Source organism: Nonomuraea mangrovi, assembly GCF_042681425.1.
GTDB lineage: Bacteria > Actinomycetota > Actinomycetes > Streptosporangiales > Streptosporangiaceae > Nonomuraea > Nonomuraea mangrovi.
In genome coordinates this window covers 386,124-413,004 of the sequence record NZ_JBHUFV010000047.1, presented here as the reverse complement: position 1 = coordinate 413,004, position 26,881 = coordinate 386,124, and the positions used below count along the sequence as shown (strand labels likewise).

The window sequence follows — 26,881 nt, the reverse complement described above, 5'->3', positions numbered from 1 at the left end:
CTCGTGAGCCCTGGTGAAGGCACGGTCCTTCACCGAGGGCGCGCGGCGGAGGCGCCGGCCGGTCGTTGGAGGCTGGCGGGACACCGGGAGACGGACGCCGATGGACGCCTCCGGCCGATCTGGCCGGAGGCGTCCGGGTTCGTGATCGATGTGTGCGAAGGTGGTCCGGTGGGCGAGTTCACCGAGGCGATGGCGCAGCTCGCGGCGGGGGTCGCCGTGATAACCGTACGGGATGGCAGGGACGACGTCGGTGTCACCGTGTCAGCTCTGATGTCCGTCTCCGTCGACCCGCCGCTCGTGCTCGCCAGCCTGGGCAGCCGCGGCTACCTCACCGAGGTGCTCCTCAGGCAGGACCGCTGGGCCGCCGCGCTGCTGTCGGCGGACCAGGCGGCCATCGCCAGCAGGTTCGCCACGTCGGGCCGTCCGAGCGCCCGCCATCTGGTCGCCGGGACTCCGCATCACCGCGGCCCCCACAGCGAGGCGCTCATCGTCGACGGCGGGGTGGCCGCGCTGGAGGTGGAGACGTCGCAGGTGGTGCCCGCAGGTGATCACACGCTGTTCGTGGCCAGGGTGCTCGCCGTCGACTACGTCGACTCCACCCCGCTTCCTCTCGTACGGCTCCGCGGGCGATACCGCCCGGTGTAGATGCCTATGTCCCGAGAAAAGTGGACGTGTAATATGCACGTGCATAGATTTCGGAATGGAGGCGCGGATGACCGAGCGTAGATTCCTCTTCGTGATGGGCAGTGCGCGGCCGGGTGGCAACACCGAGACCCTGGCCAGGGCGGCGGCCGAACATCTCCCTGAGGGAGCCGAGCAGCGCTGGCTGCACCTGGACGACCTGCCGCTGACGCCGTTCCACGACATCAGGCACGCGGGGGAGGGCGTGTACCCCGTTCCCGAGGGGAACGAGCGGGTGCTGCTCGATGCCACGCTCGACGCCACGGACCTGGTGATCGCCTCGCCGCTCTACTGGTACACCGTTTCGGCGACCACCAAGCTCTACCTCGACTACTGGTCGGGGTGGCTGCGCGTGCCCGGGGTCGACTTCAGGCGCCGCATGGCCGACAAGACGACGTGGGCGATCAGCGCCGTCAGCGATGACGACATGGTGGTGGCCGACCCGATGGTGGGGACGCTGCGGTTGTGCGCCGAGTACTTCGGGGGGCGCTGGGGCGGCGCCCTGCTGGGATTCGCGAACCGTCCCGGCGAGATCGCGGCCGACCATGACGCGCTGACCAGGGCCAAGTCCTTCTTCCTCACCCCGCGGGCCACCGCCTGACCGCCTTCCCGCGGTCAGTGGTCTCCGGGCGCCCGGAGCCGACGACCACGACCGGCGGGACTCCGGCTCGACCGGCCGGGGCCGCCGGGCTCAGGGCAGCGAGGCGGGCAGCCCGAAGGCCGCGAAGTGGTCGAGCCCGATGAACGAGGTGATCTCGCGGATCCGCCTGCCGCGTAGGCCGAACACGTTGATCGACCAGCCGAGGTGCGCGCCGGCGTCGTCGTTCCACCGGTAGCAGGCCACCGCGGCCTGGCCGTTCGCGGCGGTCGGAAGGTGCCGCCAGGAGCCGCACGTGGTCAGCGGGACCCGTACGGCGAAGTCGGTGACCGCCTCGAGGCCGCGGTACCAGTGCGGCAGTGGCGGCATCGACCAGGTGACGTCCTCGGTGAGCAGCGCGACCAGCGCGTCGGCGTCGCCGCGCTCCAGCGCGGTGGAGTACTCGGCGACGATCTCCCGCAGGCGCGCGTCGCCGATCTCCCGCAACGTCCGCTGCTGCGTGGGGGAGGGGATCTTCTCGGCCACGATCGAGCGGGCACGCTGCAGGGCGCTGTTCACCGACGCGGTCGAGGTCTCCATCATGGTGGCGATCTCGGCGGCGGCGAAGCCCAGCACCTCGAAGAGCAGCAGCGCCGCCCGCTGGTTGCCCGGCAGGTGCTGAAGGGCGGCGACGAAGGCGAGCTCGACGGCCTCGCGCTGCTCGTAGCGCGCGTCAGGGCCGGCGGGGCCGTCGGCGATCCCGGCGTCGGGATAGGGGCCGAGCCAGGCGACGTCGGTGAGCGGGACGTCCCCGACCACGACCCGGTCGCTGGACGGGCCGAGATCCATGGGCAGGGCCCGCCTGCCCCGGGCTTCGATGACGTCCAGGCAGGTACGGGTGGCCACGGTGTAGAGCCACGAGCGCAACGAGCTGCGGCCCTCGAACCGCGCCAGCCCCCTCCACGCCCTCAGCAGGGCGTCCTGCAGGGCGTCGTCGGCGTCGTGGGTGGAGCCGAGCATGCGGTAGCAGTGGGCGTGCAGCTCCCGGCGCAACGGCTCGACGAGGCGGGTGAAGGCGATGTCGTCCCCGTCCCGCGCCCGGGCCAGGTCGCCGTCCACGGCACCCCCCGCTGCCGTCTCCGCGGTCCGCGAAGGAATGTCGCTCACGCCCTCGATTCTGCCCTACGGCGCAAGCGCCCCCTTCGACCGAGCGCCGCCACCCCTGGCGCGGAGCAGCCGGCGTGCCGTGGACGCCCGCTGAGGAAGGAAGCCGGCGTGCCGAGGACGCCCGCTGCGGGCCACTCTGCTGCGCCACCCTGCTGTGTACTGCCGTTGCTGCAGGCCCGTCCGGCGGTGACTCCTGCCACGCTCGCGGCGGTGGAGCGCGGGCTGGCCGCCCTGGTCTCGGCGGGGTTCCCGCTCGGGCGGGCGGTGGACGCGGTCAACGCCCTGACGGTGTTCGTTCTCGGGCACACCGCGGCCGAGGCAGGGATGAAGGCAGGGGAGCGGGAGGCAGGGTCGGCGGCCTGGCTGGCGGAGCTGGACGAGCAGGAGTATCCGCTGCTGGTCCGCGCGGCCCGTACCGGCGAAGGCGCCGACGACGAGAAGCGGTTCGCCTTCGCCGTGGAGGCCCTGCTGACCGGATTCGCGGTCAGTTCGGGCGACTGAACCGGCCGGCGGGCCGGGGTGCACCAGAATGTCCGCATGACTGACCCGAGAATCGATCCCCCCGCGGCCGGTGACGAGCGTGAGCTGCTGACCACCTTCCTCGACTGGCAGCGGGAGACCCTGGCCGTCAAGTGCGCAGGACTGACTCAGGAACAGCTGCGCGAGCGATCGGTCTCCCCGTCGACGATGTCGCTGCTCGGCCTGGTCCGCCACATGACGGACGTCGAACGCTACTGGTTCCGCCGCGTCCTGGAGGGCGCCGACCTGCCCGCCGTCTACTGGAGCGACGTCGACGACGTGGAGTTCGACGTGGCCGGCGCCTCCGCGGACGAGGCGTTGGCCGTGTGGCGGGCGGAGGTGGAGGAGTGCCGCAAGGTCTCGGCCGGCACCCCGATCGAGGCCCTCGCCAAGCGCGACCGCCGAGGCGACCACCACTCGCACCGCTACATCCTCATCCACATGATCGAGGAGTACGCCCGCCACAACGGCCACGCCGACCTCCTGCGCGAGCGCATCGACGGCGCCACGGGGGAGTAGACCGGACGCGCCGCTAACGGATGACGAACTCCCCCGGCAGCAGCAGCGGGCCGTACGCGGGAAGCCCCAGCTCGCCCGCGAGCCGGGCGAACGGACCCCACGCCTCCAGCCGCACCCTGGCCAGCGCCGCCGCCTTGTCCTCGCTGGACTCGGGACCGCGCAGCCGCTCCAGCGGGTGCAGGCGGGGGTAGGTTCGCACCGGCGCGTCCGACGCCAGGCCCGCGCGCTTGCGCGCCATCCCCAGCGCGTCCTCGAGCCCGCCGAGCTCGTCCACGAGGCCGTGCTCGCGCGCGTCGGCACCCGTCCACACCCGTCCGCGGGCCAGCTCGTGGGCCCGCTCCCTGGTCAGGTGGCGGCCCTCGGCCACCTTGCCCACGAAGTCGTCGTAGATGCGGTCGAGCCAGGCGTTGACCCTGTCCCACTCCTCTGGCGAGAACGGCCGGACGGTGGAGAACATCGCCGCCTTGGCGCCCTCCTGGATCAGGTCGGTGGTCACGCCGACCTTCTGCAGGAGCCCGTTGAGGACCGCCTTGCCGCCGAACACGCCGATGGACCCGGTCAGCGTGCCGGGCTGGGCGACGATGACGTCGGCCGCCATCGAGACGAAGTAGCCGCCCGACGCCGCCACGTCCCCCATCGACACGATCACCGGTTTGACCTTGCGCGTGAGCACGATCTCCCGCCACACCGCGTCGGAGGCCACGTAGGAGCCGCCGGGGCTGTCGACCCTGAACACCACGGCCTTGACGTGGTCGTCCCTGCGCGCCGACCTGATCGCCGCGCTGACGGTGTCGGAGCCCATGGCGCCGCCACCGCCGAGCGGGCTGCGCCCGCTGCGGCCGAGCTTGATCATGCCGTGGCCGTGGACGAGCGCGACACTGTCGGCGGTCGGGTGCGGCAGCTTGCGCATGGCGAGCGCGCGGGCGTACTTGGCGACGTACTGCAGGTGTGCGTCGGCTCCCGCGGCCTGCTTGACCTCCTCGTACACCTCGTCGCGGTAGGCGAGCCTGTCCACGAGCCCCGCCTCGACCGCCTCGTTCCCGATGAACGGGCCCCTGTCGATCAGCTCCCGCACCTTGTCGGGGTCGAGCCTGCGCCCTTCGGCCACACCCGCGACGACCTGCTCGATGATCGACTCGGCGAGCCTGCCGTACGACTCCTTGTGGGCGTCGGTCATGTGGTCTTCGGTGAAGGTGTTGGCCGCGGTCTTGTACTCGTGCCGCTTGCCGACCTCGTAGCCGATGCCGAGCTTGTCCAGCGTGCCCTTGAGGAAGCGCTGCTCGAGCGCGATGCCGGTCAGCCCGACATCGCCGCTCGGCTGGAGGTAGACGCGTTCGAAGCCGCTGGCCAGGTAGTAGGGGATCGTGCCCTGTCCGAACTCGCCGAACGTCTCGCCGAAGGCGACGGTCAGCTTGCCCGACGAGCGGAAGTGGACGACGGCCTGGCGCAGTTCCTGAACCATCGCGAGGCCGAGCGGAGCACCGCCGATCTTGACGATGAGCGCCTTGACGCGGGAGTCGTCCCTGGCGCGCTTGAGGCCGGACAGCACGTCGGCCAGGCGCGGCTTGCGCATGGTGAGGATCGCGGCGAGCGGGTCCGTGGGTGGGCCCTCGTTCAGCCCCTCGGTGAGGTCCAGTTCGAGAACGAGCGGCGCGGTGCGCCGCTGCCTGAACCGGTCAACGCTGTCAACGATCACCTTGGTCGCGTCCATAAATGTCACACTAAGCGACGACCCTCCACCCGCGAGCGCCCCCATCCCACCCATCTCGGACAGCCGCCGCTCCCGCGGTCCGGCGGTCAGGGTTCTGCGGGACTGGAGTGCGGCAGCTCGCGGTCCCGGACACCCGCTCCGCACCCACGGTGGCGCATGACCCGGCCTGCCGTACGGACACCGGCGTACGGGCGCGCCGCTGCCTGCCGTACGGACGCCGGCGCACGGGCGACGAACGACGACAGAACGGCCACGCCCGCGGGTGCGGGCGTGGCCGGGGTCGGGTGCGCTGGGTCAGGCAGCGGTGCAGGTCAGCGTGGCGGGCGGGTTGTTGGCCCCGCCGCGCGGCAGCTTCCCGTTGAACCCGAACCGGGTGGTCGCGTTCACGGCGAGATTGCCGTTCCACCGCGTGTTGGTGACGGTGACGTCGGCCCCGCTCTGGGTGTACTTGCCCTCCCAGAGGGTCTGCACCTTCTGGCCGTCGGGGAAGGTCCAGCTCACCTTCCAGCTCTTGGCGGGCAGGCTGCCGGTGTTCTTGACGGTGACGTTCGCCTGGAACCCGCCGGGCCAGGTGGCGCGGTTGGCGTAGGTGGCGGTGCACTCGACGTGCGGCAGGGCCTTCCAGACGTCCAGGCGCGGAGTGGTGACCTGCTTGCCCGCGCTGGTGTAGGTGATGGGCTTGCCCGCCGCCCTGAGCTTGGCGACGATCTCGTCGACCGAAGCGGTGGGCAGCTTCTCCCTCATCAGGGCGAAGGCGCCGGCGACGTGCGGGGCGGCCATCGAGGTACCGCCGAAGCCCGCGTACTTGTTGTCGGGCACGGAGGAGAAGATCGGCCAGCCGGGCGCGAAGAGGTCGAGCATCTCGCCGCGGTTGCTGAAGGAGGAGATGTCGTCGGTGTGGGTGCCGACCTGCGGGTACTCGACGTCGGTGGAGCCGACGGTCACGACGTTGGAGACGCAGGCGGGCCAGGAGACCGAGGCCTCGTGCCCCTCGTTGCCCGCCGCGACGACGGTGGCGACGCCCTGGGCGAGCAGCTCGTCGGCGCGGGCCTTGAAGTCGGCGCCGTCACCGGTGTCGCAGGCGGTGTCGTACTTGCCGCCGCCGAGGCTGAGGTTCACCGAGACGATGTTGTACTGCTTGGCGATCGTGTTGACGTAGGCCATCCCGGTGAGGATGGAGGAGTCGTAGGCCAGCACGCACGGGGTGTTCTCGGCGCCGCCGCAGTACTCGGTGTTGGCGAACCTGCTGAACACCTGCACGGGCACGATGGTGGCGCCCGGGGCGACGCCGTCGGAGGGCTCCCGCTGCGTGGGGTGCGACTTGCCCGCGACGATGCCGGCGACGTGGGAGCCGTGCGCGCAGATCCCGAAGGCCGCGTCGGCGGGCGGGACGTCCTTCATGCACGCGTCGGTGGTGGCGTTGGCGGCGCCCGCTCCGATCTGGAAGGGGGCGCCGCTCGGGCACAGGGAGGTGGCGGTGTCGGCGGCGTTCTCGGCGGAGAAGCACGCCTCGGCGGTGATGCGGCCGCCGAAGAACGGATGGTCGCCGTCGATGCCGGTGTCGAGGACGGCGACCGCCTTGCCCGCGCCGGTCACGCCGCCGGCGTGGGCCTTGTCGGCGCCGATGATGGCGGTGCTCCTGACCAGGTTCGGCGAGTTGAGGTGGTCCTCGCGGATGGCGACCACGTCCGCCTGGCCGGCGATCTTCTTGAACTCGTCGACGGTGCCTTCGTAGACGAAGAAGTCGAGCCGGCCGGCGAGCGCGTCGGGGGTCGGGGCGACGTTGTCGACGCGGGGAGTGACCGCCTCGGCGGTGGCGGCGAGCGACTTGGCCTGCGCGGGGCTCTGCACCTGGACGATCGCGCGGTGCGTCCCACTGATCCGGACCGCAGGGTCGATCTTCTTGATGGGGTCGTCCGCGGCGGCGTGCGCGGGGGCTTGGATGAGCCCGGCAGAAACGGCGGCGAGGGTGGCCGCAGCAGCCAGGAGAGACCGCAGTCTCACTGTGCCTCCGAGGGGGTGATCCAATTTGTGAGGCCTGAGTGTACAGATGTGACATTTGTTGTCAGAAGAGAGTAGATATGTCGTTTGAGTAACGTGGCAAGGCCGGCCCGCCGTACGGGACCGGCCTTGACGAATGACGTGCCGTTACTTGCCCAGGGAGGCGGCGGCCTTCTTCAGCGCGGCGCTCGACGTGGAGCCGAGCCTGACCTTCTCCGCCGCGTTGACCTTCTCCAGCGTCGAGGTGGCGCCGTGCGCCCAGTTGAGCCAAGCCGTCAGCAGCGCTCGGTCGAGAGCGGCACGGGCGCCCTTGGCCGGCTTCAGCACCCTGTAGGCCTTGCCGAGCGACGAGGCCTTGGTCAGCTCGGGGAAGACCTTGCTCGTCTTGTGGGCCAGCTTCAGGTAGCAGGTCAGGGTCTCGTCGGAGAGCTGCCCCGTCCCCCGGTAGAGCTCCACCGCCCACTGCTTGGCGGTCATCGCGGTGCCTGCCGTGCCACGGGTGCACACGGCGGCCGGCGCGGCCGAAGGCGTCACGGTGACGGTCACCGTGACCGTGATGGTCGGCAGCGGGATGGGCGTCGGATCGGGCGTGTCGGCGGGATCGTCGGAGTCGCCGGCCTGCGGGTCCTCGTCCGAGGGCGCGGGCGTGGGGCCGCTCGCCGAGGGAGCGGGAGCGGGAGCGGGAGCGGGGGCGCTCTGGCTGGCGGTGGGCTGCGGCGCGGCACCCGTCATGGCGGCGGCGAGATCCAGGCGCGGGGTGATCACCTCGGCGCCGTCGACCCGGTAGGAGAACGGCCTGCCGGTCGCCTTCAGCTTGTCGACCAGCGCGCCGATCGCCTGGTCGGGGAAGGCCGCCTTCAGCACGGCCAGCGCCCCCGCCACGTGCGGGGCGGCCATCGAGGTGCCGCTGTGGGTCGCCATGACGTCGTCGGGCACCGACGACTCGATGTCCACGCCCGGCGCGAACAGGTCGAGCAGCGGCCCGGTGTTGGAGAAGTCGGCGATCTCGTCGTTGTTGTTGCTCGCCCCCACGGCGACGGCGGAGGAGACGCACGCGGGGAACGACGTCCCCGTGAAGTACTCGTTGCCGGCGGCGACGACGGTCGCGACACCCTTGGACAGCAGGTCGTCGATCTTCGGCTTGAAGACCTGGCCCTCCTCGCTGCTGTCGCACGCGGTGTCGGACAGCTGCCCGCCGAGGCTGAGGTTCAGCGCCGCGACGGGCGTGGCGGGGGCGAGCGAGGCGACATGGTCCATGGCCAGGCGCAGCGACGACTCGAAGGCCATCAGGCAGGCCGCCGCGCCGCACACGTCCTCGTCGTTGACCCTGCTGAACACCTGGATCGCGACGATGCCGGCCCCGGGGGCGACGCCGCCGCCACCCGCCGCGATGCCCGCGACATGGGTGCCGTGCTCGCAGAGGTTCTCGCTCCCCAGCAGGCACTTGGCGTATTCGGCGTCGGCGGCGCCCGTGCCGATCATCTGGCTCTGGCCGTTGGGGCACAGCGACTCGACGCCGTCGTACTCGGTGGAGGAGAAGCACGCCTCGGCCACGATCCGGCCGCCGAAGAAGGGGTGGTCGCGGTCGATACCGGTGTCGAGGATCGCGACGGCCTGTCCCGCGCCCGTCGCGCCGGTGGCGTGGACCTTGTCCGCGCCGATCACGGGGAGGCTGGAGATGGCGGCCGGCGGGTAGGCACGGTCGCGGTGGATGGAGGCGACGCGCGGGTCCTCGGCCAGCGCGGCCAGTTCCTGCGCGGTGCCCTCGACGACGATGAACGGCTGGGTGGACGGCTGGAGCACCACCTGGGCGTCCTCGGCCGCGGCCTGCGCGGCGACGGGCGCGGTCTGCGCGGCGTCGGTGAGCTCGACGATGACCCTGGCCGTGCCCTCGGTGACGGCTAAGCCCTCTTCGAGCTTCTCCTCGGCGACCGTGGGGGACGGCGACGGCGCAGGGGTGGCGGGCGGTTCACCGGCGACGGCGGGTGCGGCGGGAAGTAAGGCCAGCAGGACCGAGCACACGATCAGGCGTCGAAATCGCACACGTCCTCCGAGGGGTGGTGATCTCGGAGTGTAGAGAGCTTTGTCCGCTTAGCCCAGAGGGTGCAGGGGTTTCTCAGAAAACGTTCATCGTCACGCGAGCTCCGAGCGGTCGGACGGCGTGTACTTCAGCCAGATCGCGCCCAGTGGCGGCACGCGCAGCGTCGTCGAGTACGGCTGGCCGTGGTGCGACTCCTCGAACGCCTCCACCGAACCGAGGTTGCCCACCCCGCTGCCCCAGTAGTCGAACGCGTCGGTGTTGACCAGCTCCTCCCACTGCCCGCCGTACGGCAGGCCGAGCCTGAACTCCTCGTGCGGACTGCCGCTGAAGTTGACCACGCAGGCCACCGCGGACCCGTCCCTCCCCAGCCGGAGGAAGGAGAAGACGTTGCCGGGCGCGTCGTCGGCGTCGATCCACCGGAAACCGTCGGGCGTGGTGTCCTGCTCCCAGAGGGCAGGGGTGTCCCTGTAGATCGTGTTGAGGTCACGGACCAGCTTCTGCACCCCGCGATGCCCGTCGAAGTCGAGGACCCACCAGTCGAGCCCGCGCTCCTCCGACCATTCCGAGCCCTGGCCGAACTCGCCGCCCATGAACAGCAGCTGCTTGCCCGGATGCGCCCACATGAACGCGAACAGCGCCCGCAGCTGCGCGAACCGCTGCCACTCGTCGCCCGGCATCTTGCCCAGCAGCGAGCCCTTCCCGTGGACGACCTCGTCGTGGGAGAGCGGGAGGACGAAGTTCTCGCTGTAGGCGTACATCAGCGAGAACGTCATCTGATGGTGGTGGTACTGCCGGAAGATCGGCTCGTGGCGCAGGTAGGCGAGGGTGTCGTGCATCCAGCCCATGTTCCACTTGAAGCCGAATCCGAGCCCGCCGAGGTGCACGGGGCGCGAGACGCCGGGCCACGCGGTCGACTCCTCGGCGATCGTCGTGATGCCGGGCGCCTCCCTGTAGCAGACGGTGTTCATCTCCTTCAGGAACTCCACGGCGTCGAGGTTCTCGCGCCCGCCGTAGATGTTGGGCGTCCACTCGCCGTCGCGCCTGGAGTAGTCGAGGTAGAGCATCGAGGCGACCGCGTCCACCCGCAGCCCGTCGATGTGGAACTCCTTCAGCCAGTAGAGCGCGTTGGCCACGAGGAAGTTGCGCACCTCGTTGCGGCCGAAGTCGAAGACGTAGGTGCCCCAGTCGGGGTGCTCGCCGCGAGCGGGGTCGGCGTGCTCGTAGAGCGGGGTGCCGTCGAAGCGGGCCAGCGCCCAGTCGTCCATCGGGAAGTGCGCGGGCACCCAGTCGAGCAGGACGCCGATGCCGCGCTGGTGCAGCGTGTCGACCAGGTGGCGGAACTCGTCAGGGGTGCCGAAGCGGGCGGTCGGCGCGTAGTAGGAGGTCACCTGGTAGCCCCACGAGCCGCCGAACGGGTGCTCGGCCACCGGCAGGAACTCCACGTGCGTGAAACCCATGTCCTGCACGTAGTCGGCCAGCTGCGTCGCCAGCTCGGTGTAGCCGAGTCCCGGCCGCCACGAGCCGAGGTGGACCTCGTAGGTGCTCATCGGCTGCTTCTGGGCGGCCTTGGTCTCGCGCTCGGTCATCCAGTCGGAGTCGCCCCACACGTAGTCGGACTGGTCGACGACCGACGCGGTCTGCGGCGGCACCTCGGTCCTGCGCGCCATCGGGTCGGCCTTGTCGCGCCAGAGCCCGTCGGCGCCGAGGATCTGGAACTTGTAGCGCTCGCCGGCGGCCACGCCTGGCACGAACAGCTCCCATACGCCGGATCTGCCGAGCGAGCGCATCGGGTGGGCCACGCCGTCCCAGTGGTTGAAGTCGCCGACGACCCTGATGCCGCGCGCGTTGGGCGCCCAGACGGCGAACGCGGTGCCGTCGACGTCCTCGTGGCGCATCGGCCGCGCGCCGAGCGCCTCCCACAGCCGCTCGTGCCTGCCCTCGCCGACCAGGTGCAGGTCGACCTCGCCCAGGGTGGGCCAGTGCCGGTAGGGGTCGCGCATCTCGTACGGCTCGCCGCCGCTGTAGCGCACTCGCAGCCGGTAGTCGGGGATCTTGTCCAGCCCGGTCACCGTCGTCTCGAACACGCCGTGAGCGACATGCTTCATGGGCCGTGCCTCGTCGTCGAAGACCACCTCGACCTGTTCGGCCAGCGGACGCAGCGTCCTGAACGTGACCCCGTCCTGGCCCAGGTGCGCTCCGAGAATCGAATGCGGGTCGTGGTGCGCCCCGCCCGCGAGACGGTCGAGCTCTGTCCTCATCGGCATGCCCCTTACCCTGCCCTACAGCGACCTTCCAACCCATGCCCTTGCCCGCCATCACCATGCGAAATCTGGAGTCGGGCATTTCAGAAAAATCGGATTAACCGCGGTGATCATCGCTTGAAACGTGCGCGGCTCGACGGGCGCCGCGCGCCGCACCTCCGTGCGGACGTCAATGATCGCCGTCGTGGCCATGCTAACCACCGCTTCCCCGATCGGACCGCCGCCACACCCATGACCCCTCAGAAGTTCCGAACTCCCGCGGCGACCCGGAGGACATCATGCCGACGCCCGCGCACCGGCTGGGCTCCGGGTACGCGGGCGTGTCGTACGGGCAGTGTCAGTAGGGGTTGGCGGCGGTGACGTCGCGCGGGGTGATGCGGAAGCCCTGCCAGTGGATGGGCATCGGGTCCGCGTCCTCGTCCCTGGCGACGTGGTGGAAGCCCACGTTCACCCACAGCACCGGATCGGTCACCCGCTCCCCGTTGGCGTACCGGTCGACCGACTTGCCGCACCGCGGCGACACGTTCTCGGTCGCCAGCCGCTCGCAGGCGCGGTACTGCGTGACGTACAGGTCCGCGTGCGTGAACGCCTCGTCGCCGGGCCCGCGATACTCCGCGCTGTCGGAGTTGTTGATCTCCCAGGACACCGGATGCCTGTCGGCGTTGCGCACCCGCGGATCCACCACCCGCCACCAGCGCGCCCTCCTGTTGAGCGCCTTGGTCTCGCGGCCGAGCACGGTGCGCACCATCGACCGCTTGCCGGTGCGTTCGCCCGCGAAGTCGTACTGCTCGACGACGTCGCGCGCCTTGCCCTCGATGTCGAAGTCCATCCGCCAGAAGACGTTGTGGCTGTGGGACTCCTCGAAGTGCTTACGCCCCACCCCGAGCGGCCAGCCGTGCTTCGGCGCGGTCGTCGTGCCCGCCAGCGAACCCGTCGCGCCCACGCGCGGCGTGATCGAGCCGTCGTCGCCGAAGACCCACTCGGAGACGTAGGTGTACCAGCCGACCTGGTAGGCGGCCAGCACCACCAGCTCCTGGCCCTGCGCCGACTCGCGCTGCGTCTCGTCGCCCCAGCCGTCCTTGAGGTAGGCGTGGCCGCGCGGGCGGGTCGTCACGCACACCTTGCTCTTGACGAGCTGGCCGCCGGGGCAGTCGGCCGCCGTGAGCGTCATCGCGGCCGAGCCGAGCGAGCCGATGTCGTGGTAGCGCGGCTCCCCGCTGTCGTACGGCACGTGGATCTGGGCCAGCGCTCCGCTGCGCAGCACGCTGATGGACCTGTTGCCCTTGGGCGTGTAGACGACCTTGGTGACGGTCAGGCCCTCGATCGTGCGCATCTCCCAGCACAGCCGCCAGCGCGCGCCGTTCGGCAGCGTCTTGTCGACCAGGTACGGCGAGCCGCACGGCTGGGCGGCGGGGTCCGCGAGGGAGGCGGGCCCGAGGGCCGCGAGCGGCGCGACGAGCAGGCCGGCGAGCATGAGACGGAGGATCAACTCACCACTCCAGGGTGTGGACCTTCTTGGCGGACAGATCGATGACGATGCGGCTGGTGTCCAGGAACGTGCCGTTGGGCAGCCGCACGAACAGCCGCAGGCACCGGTGCGTCGCGCACGCCCCCCGCTCGGGCGAGTAGATCAGCCCCCGCAGCGCCAGGTCGGAGGGCGAGGCGAGCTCCCTGCCCGCCGCCTTCCTGAACGACTGGCGCACCCCACTGCCCAGCCTCGGGTGGGCGAGGAGCAGCTCGGCGGCGCGCAGTTCCTCCCGTTTGGACGGCGGGGGCTGCACCCCCTTGCCCTTGGTCTCCTCGACCACCTTGCTCGCGCCGAGGTCGACGGTCCTGACGATCACGGTGTCGTCGGCGTAGTCGTAGAGGTAGGCCTCCGCCCGCCGCGCCTGCTCGGCGTCCTTGTCATCGTCGCGCTCGACGTAGAGCAGCTCGGTCTGCCCCGCCTTCTGGTGCGTGGTCGCCGTGGCGATCTCCCCTGCGCGGGCGATCTCCTCAGGCGTGAGCGGGTCCCCCGGCGCGGGGGACTCCTGGACGGCCTGCGCCGCCTCCGGCCCCTTCCCCCCCGTGGCCAGCAGGAGCGATCCGCTCAGGAGGGCCGTGCCGAGCCCCGCGGCCGCGAACACAAGACCTCGCCGCATGCCGCCCCCTTACTCTTCGCTTATGTATGCATGCGAAGAGTAGTGCGCTCGATGCGCTCCGGAGGGGAAAACGCCTGAGTTGCCTCAGCGGAAGGCGGCGAGCGGGATCGGCAGCCAGGAAGGGCGGTTGCGGGCCTCGTAGACGACCTCGTAGACCGCCTTGTCGTACTCCAGGGCCCGCAGCAGCGCCGCGTCCCCGTCGTCGACGTCGGCGTACCCCTCCAGGAACGCCGACCTGTTGCGGGCGGCCCACTCGCCGGCCTTGGCGCGCAGCGCTGCGGCGTCGGGATGGTCGGCGAGCAGGTGCCCGGCGGCGTAGTCGAACGAGCGGAGCATCCCGGCCACGTCACGCAGCGGGGAGGCCAGCGCCCTGCGCTCGTCGAGGGGCTGGCCCGGCTCGCCCTCGAAGTCGAGGATGAACCACCCGGCGGGCGTGCGCATGACCTGGCCCAGGTGGTAGTCGCCGTGGACGCGCTGCACGCGCACCTCGGCCGTCAGTTCCTCCACCTCGTGGAAGGCCCGCTCGACGATCTCGGCGTGCTCGGCCAGCTCGGGCACTTCGGCGATCGCCCACGCCAGGCGGCGGCGGAAGCCCTCGACCATCCGCTTGACGTCGTGCGGTTCGACGACGTCGGTGGGGAAGGCGGCGGCAAGCTGCCGGTGGATCTCGGCGGTCGCGGCGCCGAGGCGGAAGGACTCGGCGGCGAAGTCCCCGCCCGCGTCGGCCGCGCAGATGTCGTCGAGCTGCCCGTAGAAGTCGCGGACGCTGGCCAGCGCAAGGTCCCAGCCGTCGTTGCTGGTGGACAGGTACTCCTGGGTGAAGGCCAGCGTGGTCGGATTGCCGTCGAGGTCGGTCTCGATCCACCCGTACGGCCTGGCGATGTGCGGCGCGCCGCGCTCGGCCAGCGCGGTGACCACCTCGAGCTCGGGGTTGATCCCTGGGATGAGGCGGCGGAAGAGCTTGCAGATGTAGGCGTCGCCGTACACGAGCGAGGTGTTGGACTGCTCGGCGCCGAGGACCAGGCTGCGCTGCGTGGTGTCGATCTCGACCCCGCGCACGTGGCGGAACCTGACGGGCCCGTGGTCCTGTCCCTGGGCCATGCCTTCGAGCAGCAGGCAGGTCAGCGAGGAGTCGTGCGCGGCGTCGTAGACGTGGACGCCGTCGTGCGTGATGCCGATCAGGACGTGCTTGAGGCGGTCGGGCAACTCGGCGCGCAGGCCGAGCAGGAGCTGGTAGCGGTCCAGCGCGTCGGCCTGCCGTACTGACAGGACCAGGTGCCACAGCTCCGCCTCCTGGAGGGCGCCGAGGCTGGTCCGCGAGTCGATGCGGAGGTCGTCCAGAGGGCGCCCCTTGCCCGCGAACCAGCGTTGATGGGTGATCCAGCGGGCAAGGAGGTCCTCAAGCACGACTTACTCCTCCTGGGGTACGGCGGGCGGAAGGGTGAACCAGTAGAACCCATGCCCAGGGAGCGTCAAAAGATACGGAAGTTCGCCAATCGGTGGAAAAGGAACTCCGCCCATCGTCTCTACGGGCGAGACGCCGACGAACCTACGCAGGTCCAGCTCTACGGGCTGCGGGAACCGCGAGAGATTGTTCACGCACAGAATGCGATCATCGCCCAGCTCGCGCACGAATGCCAGCACGCTGGGGTTGGATGAGTTGAGTTCGATGAATTCGCCCAGGCCGAAGACCGGGTGCCGCTTTCGGATGTCGATCATCCGTTTGGTCCAGTGGAGCAGCGAGCCGGCGTTCTTCTGCTGCGCCTCGACGTTGATCGCCTGGTAGCCGTAGATCGGGTCCATGATGACCGGCAGGTAGAGCCGGCCGGGGTCGCAGTCGGAGAAGCCCGCGTTGCGGTCGGGGGTCCACTGCATGGGGGTGCGGACGCCGTCGCGGTCGCCGAGCCAGATGTTGTCGCCCATGCCGATCTCGTCGCCGTAGTAGAGCACGGGCGAGCCGGGCAGCGACAGCAGCAGCGCGGTGAACAGCTCGATCTGGTTGCGGTCGTTCTCCAGCAGCGGGGCCAGGCGGCGGCGGATGCCGACGTTGGCCCGCATGCGCGGGTCCTTGGCGTACTCGGAGTACATGTAGTCGCGCTCTTCGTCGGTGACCATCTCAAGCGTCAGCTCGTCGTGGTTGCGCAGGAAGATGCCCCACTGGCAGTTCTCGGGGATCTTGGGCGTCTGGGCCATGATCTCGGAGATCGGGTAGCGGGACTCCCTGCGCACGGCCATGAAGATGCGCGGCATGAGCGGGAAGTGGAAGGCCATGTGGCACTCGTCGCCGCCGTTGACCGGGTCGCCGAAGTACTCGACCACGTCGGACGGCCACTGGTTGGCCTCGGCGAGCAGCACGCGGTCGGGGTAGAGCCTGTCGACCTCCGCCCTGACCCGCTTGAGGTAGGCGTGCGTCCTGGGCAGGTTCTCGCAGTTGGTGCTGTCATCCTCGAACAGGTAGGGGATGGCGTCCATGCGGAACCCGTCGATGCCCAGGTCGAGCCAGAACCTCAGCACCTCCAGCATGGCCTCCTGAACCGCGGGGTTCTCGTAGTTGAGGTCGGGCTGGTGGTGGAAGAAGCGGTGCCAGTAGTACTGCCCGCGGACCGGGTCGTAGGTCCAGTTGGAGGTCTCGGTGTCGATGAAGATGATCCGGGCGTCCCTGTACTTCTCGTCGCTGTCGGACCAGACGTAGAAGTCGCCGAACGGGCCCTCGGGATCGTGCCGTGACGCCTGGAACCAGGGGTGAGCGTCGCTGGTGTGGTTCATCACCAGGTCCGCGATCACCCGCATGCCGCGCTTGTGCGCCTCGTCGACCAGCTTGACGAAGTCGCCGAGATCGCCGAAGTCCGGCAGGATCTTCATGAAGTCGGCGATGTCGTAGCCGCCGTCACGCAGCGGTGACTCGTACAGCGGCAGCAGCCAGAGACAGTCGACGCCCAGCCACTGCAGGTAGTCGAGCCTGCTGGTGAGCCCCTTGATGTCGCCTGTGCCGTCGCCGTTGGAGTCGGCGAAGCCCCTGATGAGCACCTCGTAGAAGACGGCCCGCTTGTACCACTGGGGATCGCGGGGCTTGTCCTCGTCGAAGGTGTTCGGGATGGCAGCGGAGTTCACGGTGTCGGACAAAGTTGGACTCCCCGATCGCTGATTACCGATGAGCCGCTCGCACGGTGAAGACGTGCGCCGGATTGATGTGAGGGTCGAGGCGTACGTAGTTGTTCTGCCGCCACCGGTACGACTCGCCTGACATCTCGTCGTCCACGACGAACTCGGCGTTCCAGTCGAGACCGAGGGCCGGCAGGTCGAGATCGACTGTCGCCTCATGAGTATTGTGCGGGTCCAGGTTCACGACCGCCAGGACCACGTCGCCGAGTCCGTGCCGTCGTGTGGCCGTGTCGTAGGCGCCGGGAAGCCGCTTGGAGAAGCAGACCAGGTCTGGGTGGTCGACCCTGTGGAACGTCAGATTACGCAATTCCTGAAGTGCCGGGTGCGCTCTTCGGAACAAATTCAGATGCGTGATGAACGGGGCAAGTGTACGGCCCTCACGCTCCGCATCCGCCCAATCGCGCGGTCTGTACTGATATTTCTCGCTGTCGAGATATTCCTCGCTACCCGGACGTACTGGGAGGTTCTCGGAGAGTTCATACCCAGAGTAGACGCCCCACGTGGGGGACACGAGCGCGGCCAGCACAGCCCGGATCTTGAAAGCGGGCACGCCGCCGTGCTGCAGGTACTCGTGCAGGATGTCGGGCGTGTTGACGAAGAGGTTCGGCCTCAGGAAGTGCGACGTTTCATGCGACAGTTCCGAAAAATACGTCTCCACGTCATATTTTGAGTTCTTCCAAGTGAAGTACGTGTATGACTGGTGGAATCCGATTTTGGCGAGCGTCTGCAGCATCGCCGGACGCGTGAACGCCTCCGCCAGGAAGATCACATCGGGATCGGTCGTCCTGATGTCGGCCAGGAGCCGCTCCCAGAAGCCCACGGGCTTGGTGTGCGGGTTGTCGACCCTGAAGATCCGCACCCCGTGGTCCATCCAGTGCCTGACCACCCGCTTGACCTCGGCGTAGATCCCCTCGGGGTCCTTGTCGAAGTTGAGCGGGTAGATGTCCTGGTACTTCTTGGGCGGGTTCTCCGCGTAGGCGATCGTCCCGTCCGCGCGGATCGTGAACCACTCGGGATGCTCCTTGACCCACGGGTGATCGGGCGAGCACTGCAGCGCGAAGTCGAGCGCCACCTCCATGCCCAGCTCGCGGGTCCTGCCGACGAAGTCGTCGAAGTCGTCGATCGTGCCCAGGTCGGGATGGACGGCGTCGTGCCCGCCGTCCTCCGACCCGATCGCCCACGGTGAGCCGGGGTCGTCGGGGCTCGGGGTGAGCGTGTTGTTGCGCCCCTTGCGGAACGTCGTGCCGATCGGATGGATCGGCGGCAGGTAGACCACGTCGAAGCCCATGCGGGCGATGGCGGGCAGCCTCTTGGCGGCGGTCTGGAAGTTCCCCGACTTGGAGACGCCGCCCTCCTGGAGGATCGCCCCCTCCGACCTGGGGAAGAACTCGTACCACGAGCCGAACAGCGCCCTGCGCCGCTCCACCCTGACCTTGTGCTGCTTGCTCCTGGTCAGCAGGTCGCGCAGCGGATGGGCCTCCAGCAGCGCGGCGGTCTCGGGCAGCTGGGCGATCGACAGGCGCGCCCTCGGGTCGAGCGCCTCGTCACGCAGCGTCGCCGCCACGGAAAGCAGCGCCGCCCTGTGCCCGCAGACCTCGGCGGGCTTCAGCTCCGCGCCCTCCTTGAGCGCGGCGGCCTTCACCGTGCCCGTCTTCAGCGCGGTGGTCCTGACGGCGCCCGTCTTGAGCGTGCCGTTGCCGTTGCGCGCGGTCCCGTTGCCCGCGTGCGGGGCGGGGCAGTCCGACGGCCGTACGGCACGAGCGGCGCGCTCGAACAGCCGCGCCCCCTCCTCGCACATGAGGTCGACGTCCATGCCGCGGGGAATCTTGATCTCCGCGTCGTGCAGCCACGTGCCGATCGGGTCGCTCCACGCCTCGACCCTGAAAAGCCAGTCGCCCTCGTCGGGCAGCGACACGCGCACGCTCCACCTGTCGGTGCCCTTGGCGATCTCTCGCATATGTTTCAGGTGGCCACGCTTCCCTTCGGGAGACGTGATCACCACCCCCGCGCCCACCGCGTCGTGTCCTTCGCGGAACACGGTCGCGGCGATGTCAAAGGTCTCGCCAGCGACCGCCTTAGCGGGCCACTGCCCGCAGTCGACAACTGGGAAGATGTCCGTGATGGGAATTCGACCGATCATCGCGTCCTGTTCTCATGGTCGAGTGGCCGACTGTCGCTGTGACGATCCTCGCATCTTCACGCGTGAAGCCGAGGACGCCATCCCGGGACGGTGCTTCGGGCTCAAAGTGGGGAGTGCCCCAATAGTCCCCATTAATGCCTCTTCATGGAAGGGTTGTGAGAGGGAAGTGATCGATCTACGTGACTACGCCTTGTCCACCACCGCTCACCACCTAGGGTCGGAATCGTGAGAGCTATCCGCAGGTTCACCGTCCGCACCGTTCTCCCTACGGAGTTGGCCGCCCTCGGCGAGCTCGTGCACAACCTCAGATGGTCGTGGCATCCAGAGACCACGGACCTGTTCTCCGAGGTCGATCCGGCCGTCTGGGAACGTGTTGGGCACGACCCCGTCGCGCTGCTCGGCGCCGTCGACCCCGCCAGGTTGCGCCAGCTTGCCGGCGACCGCCGTTTCCTTCGCCGCCTCGCCGACGCCGCCGACGACCTGCGCGAGTACATGACCGCGCCGCGCTGGTACCAGACGCTGAACGAGGCCGCCGACGCGATCGCCTACTTCTCGCCGGAGTACGGCATCGCCGCGGCCCTCCCGCAGTACTCGGGCGGCCTCGGCATCCTGGCGGGAGACCATCTGAAGGCGGCCAGCGACCTGGGCGTGCCGATCCTGGCGGTGGGGCTGCTCTACCGCCACGGCTACTTCACCCAGTCGCTGTCGCCCGAAGGCTGGCAGCTGGAGCACTATCCCAGCCTCGACCCCGGCGGCCTGCCCCTCAGTCTGCTGAAGGACGAGGAGGGCACCGCCGTCCACATCAGGATCGGCCTGCCGGACCACCGGGCCCTGCACGCGCAGGTGTGGGTGGCGCAGGTCGGCAGGGTGCCGCTGCTGCTGCTCGACTCCGACGTGGCCGACAACGACGCCGCCGCACGCGACGTCACCGACCGCCTGTACGGCGGCGGCACCGACCACAGGCTCATGCAGGAGCTGCTGCTCGGCGTGGGCGGCGTCAGGGCGATCCGCGCCTACTGCCAGATCACCGGACACCCCGAGCCCGAGGTCTTCCACACCAACGAGGGCCACGCGGGCTTCCTCGGACTGGAGCGCATCCGCGAGCTGACCGAGTCCCGCCTGACCTTCGACGAGGCGCTGGAAGCCGTCCGCGCCGGCACGGTCTTCACCACCCACACTCCCGTCCCCGCCGGCATCGACCGCTTCCCCTCCGACATGATCGAGAGGCAGTTCGGCGGCGACAACGCATGGCCGACCGTGCCCGTCGAGCGCATCCTCGCGCTGGGCGCCGAGCAGGAGCCCGGCCGCTTCAACATGGCGATCATGGGTATGCGCCTGGCCCAGCGCGTCAACGGCGTCTCCGAGCTGCACGGCGAGGTCAGCCGGGAGATGTTCAAGGAACTCTGGCCGGGATTCGACCTGCACGAGGTGCCGATCGGGTCGATCACCAACGGCGTCCACGCGCCGACGTGGGTCGGCCGCGAGATCATGGAGCTGGCCGGCCGGGAGCTGCCGTCCCTGATCGACAAGGCGCAGGGCTGGGAGGGCGTCCAGAAGATCTCCGACTCCGACATCTGGTCGATCCGCGGGCACCTGCGCGAGCGGCTGGTCGAGGCGGCGAGGGTGCGGCTGCGCCGTTCGTGGCGCGATCGCGGCGCCTCGGACGCCGAGCTGACCTGGGTCGACGACGCACTCGACCCCGACGTGCTGACCATCGGGTTCGCCCGCCGCGTGCCCTCCTACAAGCGGCTCACGCTCATGCTGCGTGACCCGGTCCGGCTGCGCGAGCTCCTGCTCGACCCCGACAAGCCCGTGCAGATCCTCATCGCGGGCAAGGCCCACCCGGCCGACGAAGGCGGCAAGAAGCTCATCCAGCAGATCGTCAGGTTCGCCGACGAGGAGGACGTGCGGCACCGCATCGTCTTCCTGCCCGACTACGACATGGCCCTCGGCCAGCTGCTCGTCCAGGGCTGCGACGTCTGGCTGAACAACCCGCTGCGTCCGCTGGAGGCCTCGGGCACCTCGGGCATGAAGTCGGCGCTGAACGGCGGGCTCAACCTGTCGATCCGCGACGGCTGGTGGGACGAGTGGTACGACGGCACCAACGGCTGGGCCATCCCCACCGCCGACGGCGTCGCCGACCCCGACAGGCGCGACGAGCTCGAGGCGGCCGCGCTCTACGACCTCATCGAGCACGAGGTCTCCGACCGCTTCTACGACAGGGCGCCCGACGGCCTGCCCCGCAGGTGGCTGGAGATGGTGCGCCACACGCTCACCTCGCTCGGGCCCAAGGTGCTGGCGGGGCGGATGCTGCGTGACTACGTCGTCGACCTCTACACGCCGGCCGCCGCCTCCGCCCGCGCGCTGTCGGGCGACTCCTTCGCGCCCGCCAAGGCGTTCGCGGCCTGGCGGCTGCGCGTCGCCAAGGCGTGGCCGGGGGTCAGGGTGGAGCACGTGGAGTCCTCGGGCGTCGGCGACACACCCGAGGTCGGCGCGGCCCTCGACCTGCGGGCGACGATCGCGCTCGGCGAGCTCGAGCCGTCCGACCTGCTGGTCCAGGCGGCGTACGGCAAGGTGGGGCCGCACGACGAGCTGCTGAACCCGAGCTACCTCACCATGACGCTGGAGGGGGCGAACGACGACGGCAAGGCCCACTACGCGGGGAAGGTGCCGCTCGACAGCACGGGAGCGTTCGGGTACACGGTCAGGGCCGTCCCCTGCCAGCCGCTGATGGCCGCGCCTGCGGAGCTGGGCCTCATCGCCCTGCCCGAGGAGCCGGTCGGCATGACCAACGGCACGCTCCGCTGACGACCGCGGGGCCCGGGGACGAGCCCGGGCCCCGCGATGGGGCCGCCGACGGCCTTCCGGAACACGTCGCAGGTAAGTCCTGGTTTGACGGTTTGTGGGAAGGGCGCCCGACAGCGATCGTTGCATCCCTCCAGGCCCCATAATCGGTATGTGGAAGACACCCGGAACGGTCTCAGGGCCGACACACTCGTGGCCACCGTCCGCGGCGTCCTTCCGTCGCTGACCCCGGCCGCCCAGACCGTGGCCAGGCTGATCCTCGAGGATCCCGCCACCGTCGCGCGCAGCACCATCACCGAGCTCTCGGCCGCCTCGGGCACCAGCGAGGCGACGATCGTCCGCACCGCGCGGCTGCTGGGGTTCGCCGGATATCCGCAGCTCAGGCTCGCCCTCGCGGCCGCCGCCGCGCAGCCGGACCGCCTGGTCCCCGGCGACCTCGCCCCCGACGACCCGCTGTCGGAGGTCATCCTCAAGGTGTCCCGCGCGGAGTCCGAGGCGATCAACGACACCGTCGCCCAGCTCACCTCCGAACGGCTCGGCCTGGTCGTCGAGGCCATCGCGGGCGCCCGCAGGATCGACTCGTACGGCGTGGGCGCGTCCGGCCTGGTCGCCCAGGACATGGCGCAGAAGCTCATGCGCATCGGCCTGTCCAGCCACGCCTTCCAGGACGCCCACCTCGCCCTGACCAGCGCGGTCCTGCTCAAGCGCGGCGACGTCGCGATCGGGATCAGCACCTCGGGGGAGACGCCCGACGTGCTGGAGCCGCTGCGGACGGCGGGTGAGGCGGGGGCCACGACCGTCGCCATCACCAACAACCCGCGCTCGACGCTGGCCGGGCTGGCCGAGCACGTGCTGATCTCGGCGGGACGGGAGACGGAGTTCCGCCCTGGCGCGCTGGCCAGCAGGATCAGCCAGCTGCTCGTCGTGGACTGCGTGTTCGTGGGGGTGGCGCAGCGCACGTTCGACACCTCCCAGGAGGCGTTGCAGAGCACCAGGCGCGCGGTCTCGGGCTTCACCCGCAAGCGCTGACGCTCCGGGAAGGCGCGCGGGAAGCTCAGGAAAGGCGCGCGGGAAGACGAACGGGACCCCGCCCGAGCGGGCGAGGTCCCGAACGACCGCCGGATTACTGGAACGAGATCTGGACGTCGTCGGCCTTGACGAACATCACCCGGTGTCCGAACTGGATCTCCAGGTACCGCGTCGTGCCCTTCACCACCGTGTGCGGGGCCGGGTCGTAGGTGACCGCCCGGTAGTACTCGGTGGCCGCCGGACCGCCCAGCGTGTACTTCTGTCCCGCCGAGAACGTGTACTGCAGCGGCGTCACCGCCTGGTACGGGATGCCCGCGGGGTAGGCCTCCCGCTCCGGGTAGGCCCTGCCGTACACGGGGATGGTCGCCAGCCCCGGGCGGGGTGTCACGACGAGGCCCATGGACGGCACCGCGGTCGGGTGGTCGGCGGGGTTGTGGAACCACGCCTTCTGCCCGAGGTACCAGATCGCGGTCCAGTCGCCCTGCCGGTCGGCCACGGCGTACCGCTGGCCGGTGGTGGCGCGGGCGCTGTGGTCGTAGACGCTGTAGAGCGAGTCACCCGTGGGGTGCTTGCCGATGTCCTTGACCAGCGGCGCGTCGGCGCGAGGCTCGGTGCGCAGCCACACCGTGGAGGCGGGCAGCGGCGGGCACGCCGCCTCGGGCTTCTTGCGGTCGCAGCCGTAGAAGTACGGCTTGTTGGTGGCGAAGTCCGGCTTGATCATGACGGAGCCGGACCTGGGACCGCCGAACTGGTGCAGCGGGGCGCCCATCAGCTCGAAGTAGTGCGCCCAGTCCCAGAACGGTCCCGGGTCCTCGTGCATGCCCCTGACCGTGGTCGGCAGCGTGCCGGGCACATTGTCGTGGCCGAGGATGTGCGCGCGGTCGAGCGGCACGCCGTGGCGCATGGCCAGGTAGCGCACGAGCTTGGCGGACGTGCGGTACATCGCCTCGGTGTACCAGGTGCTGCCCTCGGCGAGGAAGCCCTCGTGTTCGATGCCGATGGACTTGGCGTTGATGTACCAGTTGCCCGCCTGCCAGCCGACGTCCTTGGTCTTGATCTGCTGCGCGATGTGACCGTCGCTCGACCTGACCGAGTAGTGCCAGCTGCCGGGCCACGTCGGGTCCTGGTTCAGCTTGACGGACGGAGCCCAGTAGCCCTCCATGTCGTGGATGATGATGTAGTCGACCTTCTGGCTCTGCGGCCGGTCGGCCAGGTCGTAGTGACCGTAGTCGTCGTCCGGCAGCTCGGCGTACCCCGCGGGGATCCATTCGCAGGAGATCGAGCGCGGGCACTCCACGCCGTCACGGCGGGGGAGCGAGAGACCGAGCTTCTCCAGCCACTCCACGATCTTGCCGACCCCCTGGACCGGCTTGAGCGTGACCTGCTGTCCGTCGTCCGTCGTGCGCGTCGCCCCCTCGGCGATGACCGAGTAGACCTCGTCGGCGAAGAACTGGGCGGCCTCCTTCTCGGTGGCGCCCGAGTAGCGGGCCACCGCGCCGTACCACTGCGCGGGGTCGGCGCTGAGCGGCGCCCCGAGCTGCTTCTGGTAGTCGGCCAGCAGCGCCGCGCCGCCGCGGATGTTGGCCGCGGGGTCGCTCCTGAGCGTCTCGTGCGACTCTCCGGTGAGCGCCGCCGCCTTCTCCATGGTCCTGAGCGAGGCGGGCACGTCCAGCGGGACGGCCGGCGCGTCGGTGGGCAGGGCCAGCGGGCGGGTGTCGTCGCCGCGCGGGTCCTCCTCGCCCTCACCGTGGTGGTTGGCCCCGGTGAAGGCCGCCGCGTCCGTCAGGTGCATCGGGCCGAACCCCGCGTCGTTGCTGGGCTGTCCCGCGTGGGCGTCCCACCGCGACTGCAGGTAGGACACGCCGAGCAGCACGCTCTCCGGCACCTGGTAGGTCTCGGCGGCGGTCGCGAACGCCTTCTGCCGGTCCTCCGGCGCCTCGGCCTGCGCGACCCCTGCGGGGATCAGTAGCGGTAAAAAGCACGCGACCGCCAACGCTTTGCGCATCGAAGACTCCTTGACTGGGGGGTCGTACGGGAGTCAGCGTCTCAACATTTTCCTTCCTCTAGAAGAGGATTGAGAAGATATTTTTCAGGACTTCACTCGATAGGGTGACGGCGCCATGGAACTCGTGATTCTCGGAGCGGGCCCTTCGGGCCTGGCCGCCGCGTGGCGCGCCGCCCTGCGGGGCATGCGCGTCACCGTGCTGGAACGCTCCGACCACGTCGGCGGGCTGTCGGCCGGTTTCGAGGTCGCAGGGATCAGAGTGGACCACGGCAGCCACCGACTGCACCCCGCCACGCCGTCACACCTCCTCGCCGACCTGCGCGAACTGCTCGGCGACGATCTCCAGGTACGGCCCCGCAACGGCAGGCTCCGCGTCGGCGACCGCTTCGTCGGGTTCCCGCTACGGCCCGGCGAGCTGGCGCGGCGCCTGCCGCTGCGGATGCTGGCGGGGATCGCGCGTGACACGGTCGTTCCGCGCAGAGGGGATGATTCGTTCGCCGGACTGTTGCGCAGCGGCCTGGGACCGACGCTTTACCGCGCCCTGTACGAGCCTTACGCGGTCAAGCTCTGGGGATTGCCCGGCGAGGAGATCGACGGCGACCAGGCGCGCAAGCGGGTCACCGCCGACAGCCCATGGAAGATCGCCCGCAGGGTGCTGCGCGGGTCGCCGAACGGGCAGGGAAAGATCTTTTACTATCCGCGCAGGGGATTCGGCCAGATCGTCGAGGCCATGGCCGACGCCGCGGTGGCCGCCGGAGCCGACATCCGGCTGGGCACGGCCTGCGAGTCGCTCGTGCCGGGGCCCTCAGGGGTGGCCGTGCGCACCGCCGAGGGACGACTCGACGCCGGCCACGTCTTCTCCACGATCCCGATGCCCGCGCTGGCCGGGCTGGTGACTCCGGGTCCCGCCGCCGAGGTGGTGCGGGCCGCACGCAGGCTCGAGTTCAGGGCGATGGTTCTGGTCTACGCCGTGCACGAGGGCGGGCGGTGGTCACCGTACGACGCCCACTACCTGCCGGGGCCGGAGACGCCCGTCACCCGGATCTCCGAGCCCGCCAACTACCGGGTCAGTGCCGCGGACCCGGCCGGCCGCACGGTGCTGTGCTTCGAGATCCCCTGCCAGGTGGGCGACCCCGTCTGGACCGCGAGCTCCTACGAGGACCTGGTCACCGACTGCCTGTCGGCGGCAGGGCTGCCGCCGCTGCGGCTCGCGGCCGTGGAGGTCAGGCGGCTGCCGCACGTCTACCCCGTCTACCGGACCGGCTACGCCGGCCAGCTCGCCGGGCTCGACGCGTGGGCAGGACAGGTGCCGCGCGTCACCACGTTCGGCAGGCTCGGCCTGTTCGCCCACGACAACACCCACCACGCGATGGCCATGGCCTACGACGCGGTCGACGCGCTGACCGAGCGGGGCTGGGACGCGGCCGCCTGGACGGCGGCCCGCGCCCGCTTCGCCGCGCACGTGGTGGAGGACTGAGCGGTGGACGGCGGGGCCGTCAGCCGTTGGCGGCGTCCTCGAGCGCCTTCACGTCGATCTTCGACATCTTGAGCATCGCCTGCATGGCGCGCTCCGCCCTGGCGGGGTCGGGGTCGCTGAGCAGCCTGGGGAGGGCCTTGGGGATGATCTGCCACGAGAGGCCGTACTTGTCCTTGAGCCAGCCGCACGAACCGTCCTCGCCGCCGTCGGCGGTGAGCTTCGCCCACAGCTCGTCGACCTCCTCCTGCGACTCGCAGTCGACGTAGAGGGAGATCGCCTCGGTGAACCTGAAGTTCGGGCCGCCGTTGAGCGCGATGAAGCGCTGACCTTCGAGCTCGAAGGTCACGATCATCGGCGTGACCTCGAGGATCCTGGAGTCGCCGAAGATGGAGACGTAGTGGTTGGCCGCCTCCTCCGCCTGGTTGTCGAACCAGAGGTAGGTGGTGATCTTCTGCATGGTGTGCTCCTCTCTCTTGCCGTTATATTCGCAATCCGGGAAGCGCCCGCTGTAGTGCCACGTTCACCGGTTCCGTGTGAAGGATTCACACGGAACCGCGGGATCCCCACGCGCGTGCCGATCAGGCGACCGGACAGTAGTATCCGAACATGCGTACGAACCGCAAGGTCCGGTGAGGTCGGGAACCC

20 protein-coding genes are annotated in these 26,881 nt (G+C 69.9%); 7 read left to right on the top strand and 13 right to left on the bottom strand.

Annotation, left to right across the window (positions count from 1 at the left end; all coding sequences use genetic code 11):
• Positions 1–168: 168 nt before the first annotated feature.
• Together ACFSKW_RS31970 and ACFSKW_RS31965 are read left to right on the top strand one after the other, a co-directional pair.
• Positions 169–645, top strand: a complete 477-nt coding sequence (locus tag ACFSKW_RS31970) for a flavin reductase family protein (protein ID WP_379576193.1) — start codon at positions 169–171, stop codon at positions 643–645.
• Between the two features lie 67 nt (positions 646–712).
• Positions 713–1,282 (top strand): flavodoxin family protein, encoded by a 570-nt coding sequence (locus ACFSKW_RS31965; RefSeq protein WP_379576192.1) that lies wholly within the window; start codon positions 713–715, stop codon positions 1,280–1,282.
• Positions 1,283–1,372: 90 nt separating this feature from the next.
• Here the strand turns inward: ACFSKW_RS31965 and ACFSKW_RS31960 are convergent, their stop codons facing one another.
• The gene (locus tag ACFSKW_RS31960) at positions 1,373–2,425 is read right to left on the bottom strand and encodes a sigma-70 family RNA polymerase sigma factor (RefSeq protein ID WP_379576191.1); all 1,053 of its coding nucleotides are present in this window, start codon (positions 2,423–2,425) and stop codon (positions 1,373–1,375) included.
• 108 nt (positions 2,426–2,533) lie between these two features.
• On the opposite strand from ACFSKW_RS31960, the gene ACFSKW_RS31955 reads away from it, so the two are divergent.
• Together ACFSKW_RS31955 and ACFSKW_RS31950 are read left to right on the top strand one after the other, a co-directional pair.
• The gene (locus ACFSKW_RS31955) at positions 2,534–2,926 is read left to right on the top strand and encodes a TetR/AcrR family transcriptional regulator C-terminal domain-containing protein (protein ID WP_379576190.1); all 393 of its coding nucleotides are present in this window, start codon (positions 2,534–2,536) and stop codon (positions 2,924–2,926) included.
• Positions 2,927–2,962: 36 nt separating this feature from the next.
• Positions 2,963–3,463, top strand: coding sequence for a DinB family protein (locus ACFSKW_RS31950; protein ID WP_379576189.1), 501 nt, complete (start codon positions 2,963–2,965; stop codon positions 3,461–3,463).
• 13 nt (positions 3,464–3,476) lie between these two features.
• Here ACFSKW_RS31950 and sppA read toward each other — a convergent pair whose 3' ends face one another.
• From sppA to ACFSKW_RS31900, 10 genes are all read right to left on the bottom strand, one after another.
• The gene (sppA, locus tag ACFSKW_RS31945; RefSeq protein WP_379576188.1) at positions 3,477–5,174 is read right to left on the bottom strand and encodes a signal peptide peptidase SppA; all 1,698 of its coding nucleotides are present in this window, start codon (positions 5,172–5,174) and stop codon (positions 3,477–3,479) included.
• Between the two features lie 294 nt (positions 5,175–5,468).
• The gene (locus ACFSKW_RS31940) at positions 5,469–7,178 is read right to left on the bottom strand and encodes a S8 family peptidase (protein WP_379576187.1); all 1,710 of its coding nucleotides are present in this window, start codon (positions 7,176–7,178) and stop codon (positions 5,469–5,471) included.
• Positions 7,179–7,322: 144 nt separating this feature from the next.
• Positions 7,323–9,218 carry a S8 family peptidase gene (locus ACFSKW_RS31935; protein ID WP_379576186.1) on the bottom strand — a complete coding sequence of 632 codons (1,896 nt, stop codon included), beginning with the start codon at positions 9,216–9,218 and terminating at the stop codon, positions 7,323–7,325.
• A 90-nt stretch (positions 9,219–9,308) separates the two neighbouring features.
• Positions 9,309–11,474 carry a 1,4-alpha-glucan branching protein GlgB gene (gene glgB / locus ACFSKW_RS31930; protein ID WP_379576185.1) on the bottom strand — a complete coding sequence of 722 codons (2,166 nt, stop codon included), beginning with the start codon at positions 11,472–11,474 and terminating at the stop codon, positions 9,309–9,311.
• 57 nt (positions 11,475–11,531) lie between these two features.
• Positions 11,532–11,669 carry a hypothetical protein gene (locus tag ACFSKW_RS31925; protein ID WP_379576184.1) on the bottom strand — a complete coding sequence of 46 codons (138 nt, stop codon included), beginning with the start codon at positions 11,667–11,669 and terminating at the stop codon, positions 11,532–11,534.
• A gap of 145 nt (positions 11,670–11,814) precedes the next feature.
• Positions 11,815–12,966: a copper amine oxidase gene (locus ACFSKW_RS31920; RefSeq protein ID WP_379576183.1), complete on the bottom strand. Its 1,152-nt coding sequence runs from the start codon at positions 12,964–12,966 to the stop codon at positions 11,815–11,817.
• Between the two features lies 1 nt (position 12,967).
• Entirely contained in the window at positions 12,968–13,618 is a 651-nt protein-coding gene (locus ACFSKW_RS31915; protein ID WP_379576182.1) for a hypothetical protein, read from the bottom strand.
• A gap of 84 nt (positions 13,619–13,702) precedes the next feature.
• On the bottom strand, positions 13,703–15,025 hold the full coding sequence (locus ACFSKW_RS31910; protein ID WP_379576181.1) for a maltokinase N-terminal cap-like domain-containing protein: 1,323 nt from the start codon (positions 15,023–15,025) through the stop codon (positions 13,703–13,705).
• A 3-nt stretch (positions 15,026–15,028) separates the two neighbouring features.
• Positions 15,029–16,741, bottom strand: a complete 1,713-nt coding sequence (gene treS / locus ACFSKW_RS31905; RefSeq protein WP_379576180.1) for a maltose alpha-D-glucosyltransferase — start codon at positions 16,739–16,741, stop codon at positions 15,029–15,031.
• A gap of 22 nt (positions 16,742–16,763) precedes the next feature.
• The gene (locus ACFSKW_RS31900; RefSeq protein WP_379576179.1) at positions 16,764–18,920 is read right to left on the bottom strand and encodes an alpha-1,4-glucan--maltose-1-phosphate maltosyltransferase; all 2,157 of its coding nucleotides are present in this window, start codon (positions 18,918–18,920) and stop codon (positions 16,764–16,766) included.
• 225 nt (positions 18,921–19,145) lie between these two features.
• Here ACFSKW_RS31900 and glgP point away from each other — a divergent pair, with 225 nt between their 5' ends.
• Entirely contained in the window at positions 19,146–21,728 is a 2,583-nt protein-coding gene (gene glgP, locus ACFSKW_RS31895; RefSeq protein ID WP_379576178.1) for an alpha-glucan family phosphorylase, read from the top strand.
• Positions 21,729–21,878: 150 nt separating this feature from the next.
• Positions 21,879–22,754 (top strand): MurR/RpiR family transcriptional regulator, encoded by an 876-nt coding sequence (locus ACFSKW_RS31890; protein ID WP_379576177.1) that lies wholly within the window; start codon positions 21,879–21,881, stop codon positions 22,752–22,754.
• 94 nt (positions 22,755–22,848) lie between these two features.
• Here the strand turns inward: ACFSKW_RS31890 and ACFSKW_RS31885 are convergent, their stop codons facing one another.
• A complete protein-coding gene (locus ACFSKW_RS31885) occupies positions 22,849–24,759 on the bottom strand; it encodes an N-acetylmuramoyl-L-alanine amidase (RefSeq protein ID WP_379576176.1) in 1,911 nt (636 codons plus the stop codon).
• Positions 24,760–24,874: 115 nt separating this feature from the next.
• On the opposite strand from ACFSKW_RS31885, the gene ACFSKW_RS31880 reads away from it, so the two are divergent.
• Positions 24,875–26,236 carry a protoporphyrinogen/coproporphyrinogen oxidase gene (locus tag ACFSKW_RS31880; protein WP_379576175.1) on the top strand — a complete coding sequence of 454 codons (1,362 nt, stop codon included), beginning with the start codon at positions 24,875–24,877 and terminating at the stop codon, positions 26,234–26,236.
• Between the two features lie 19 nt (positions 26,237–26,255).
• Here ACFSKW_RS31880 and ACFSKW_RS31875 read toward each other — a convergent pair whose 3' ends face one another.
• A complete protein-coding gene (locus tag ACFSKW_RS31875; protein ID WP_379576174.1) occupies positions 26,256–26,693 on the bottom strand; it encodes a VOC family protein in 438 nt (145 codons plus the stop codon).
• Positions 26,694–26,881: the final 188 nt, after the last annotated feature.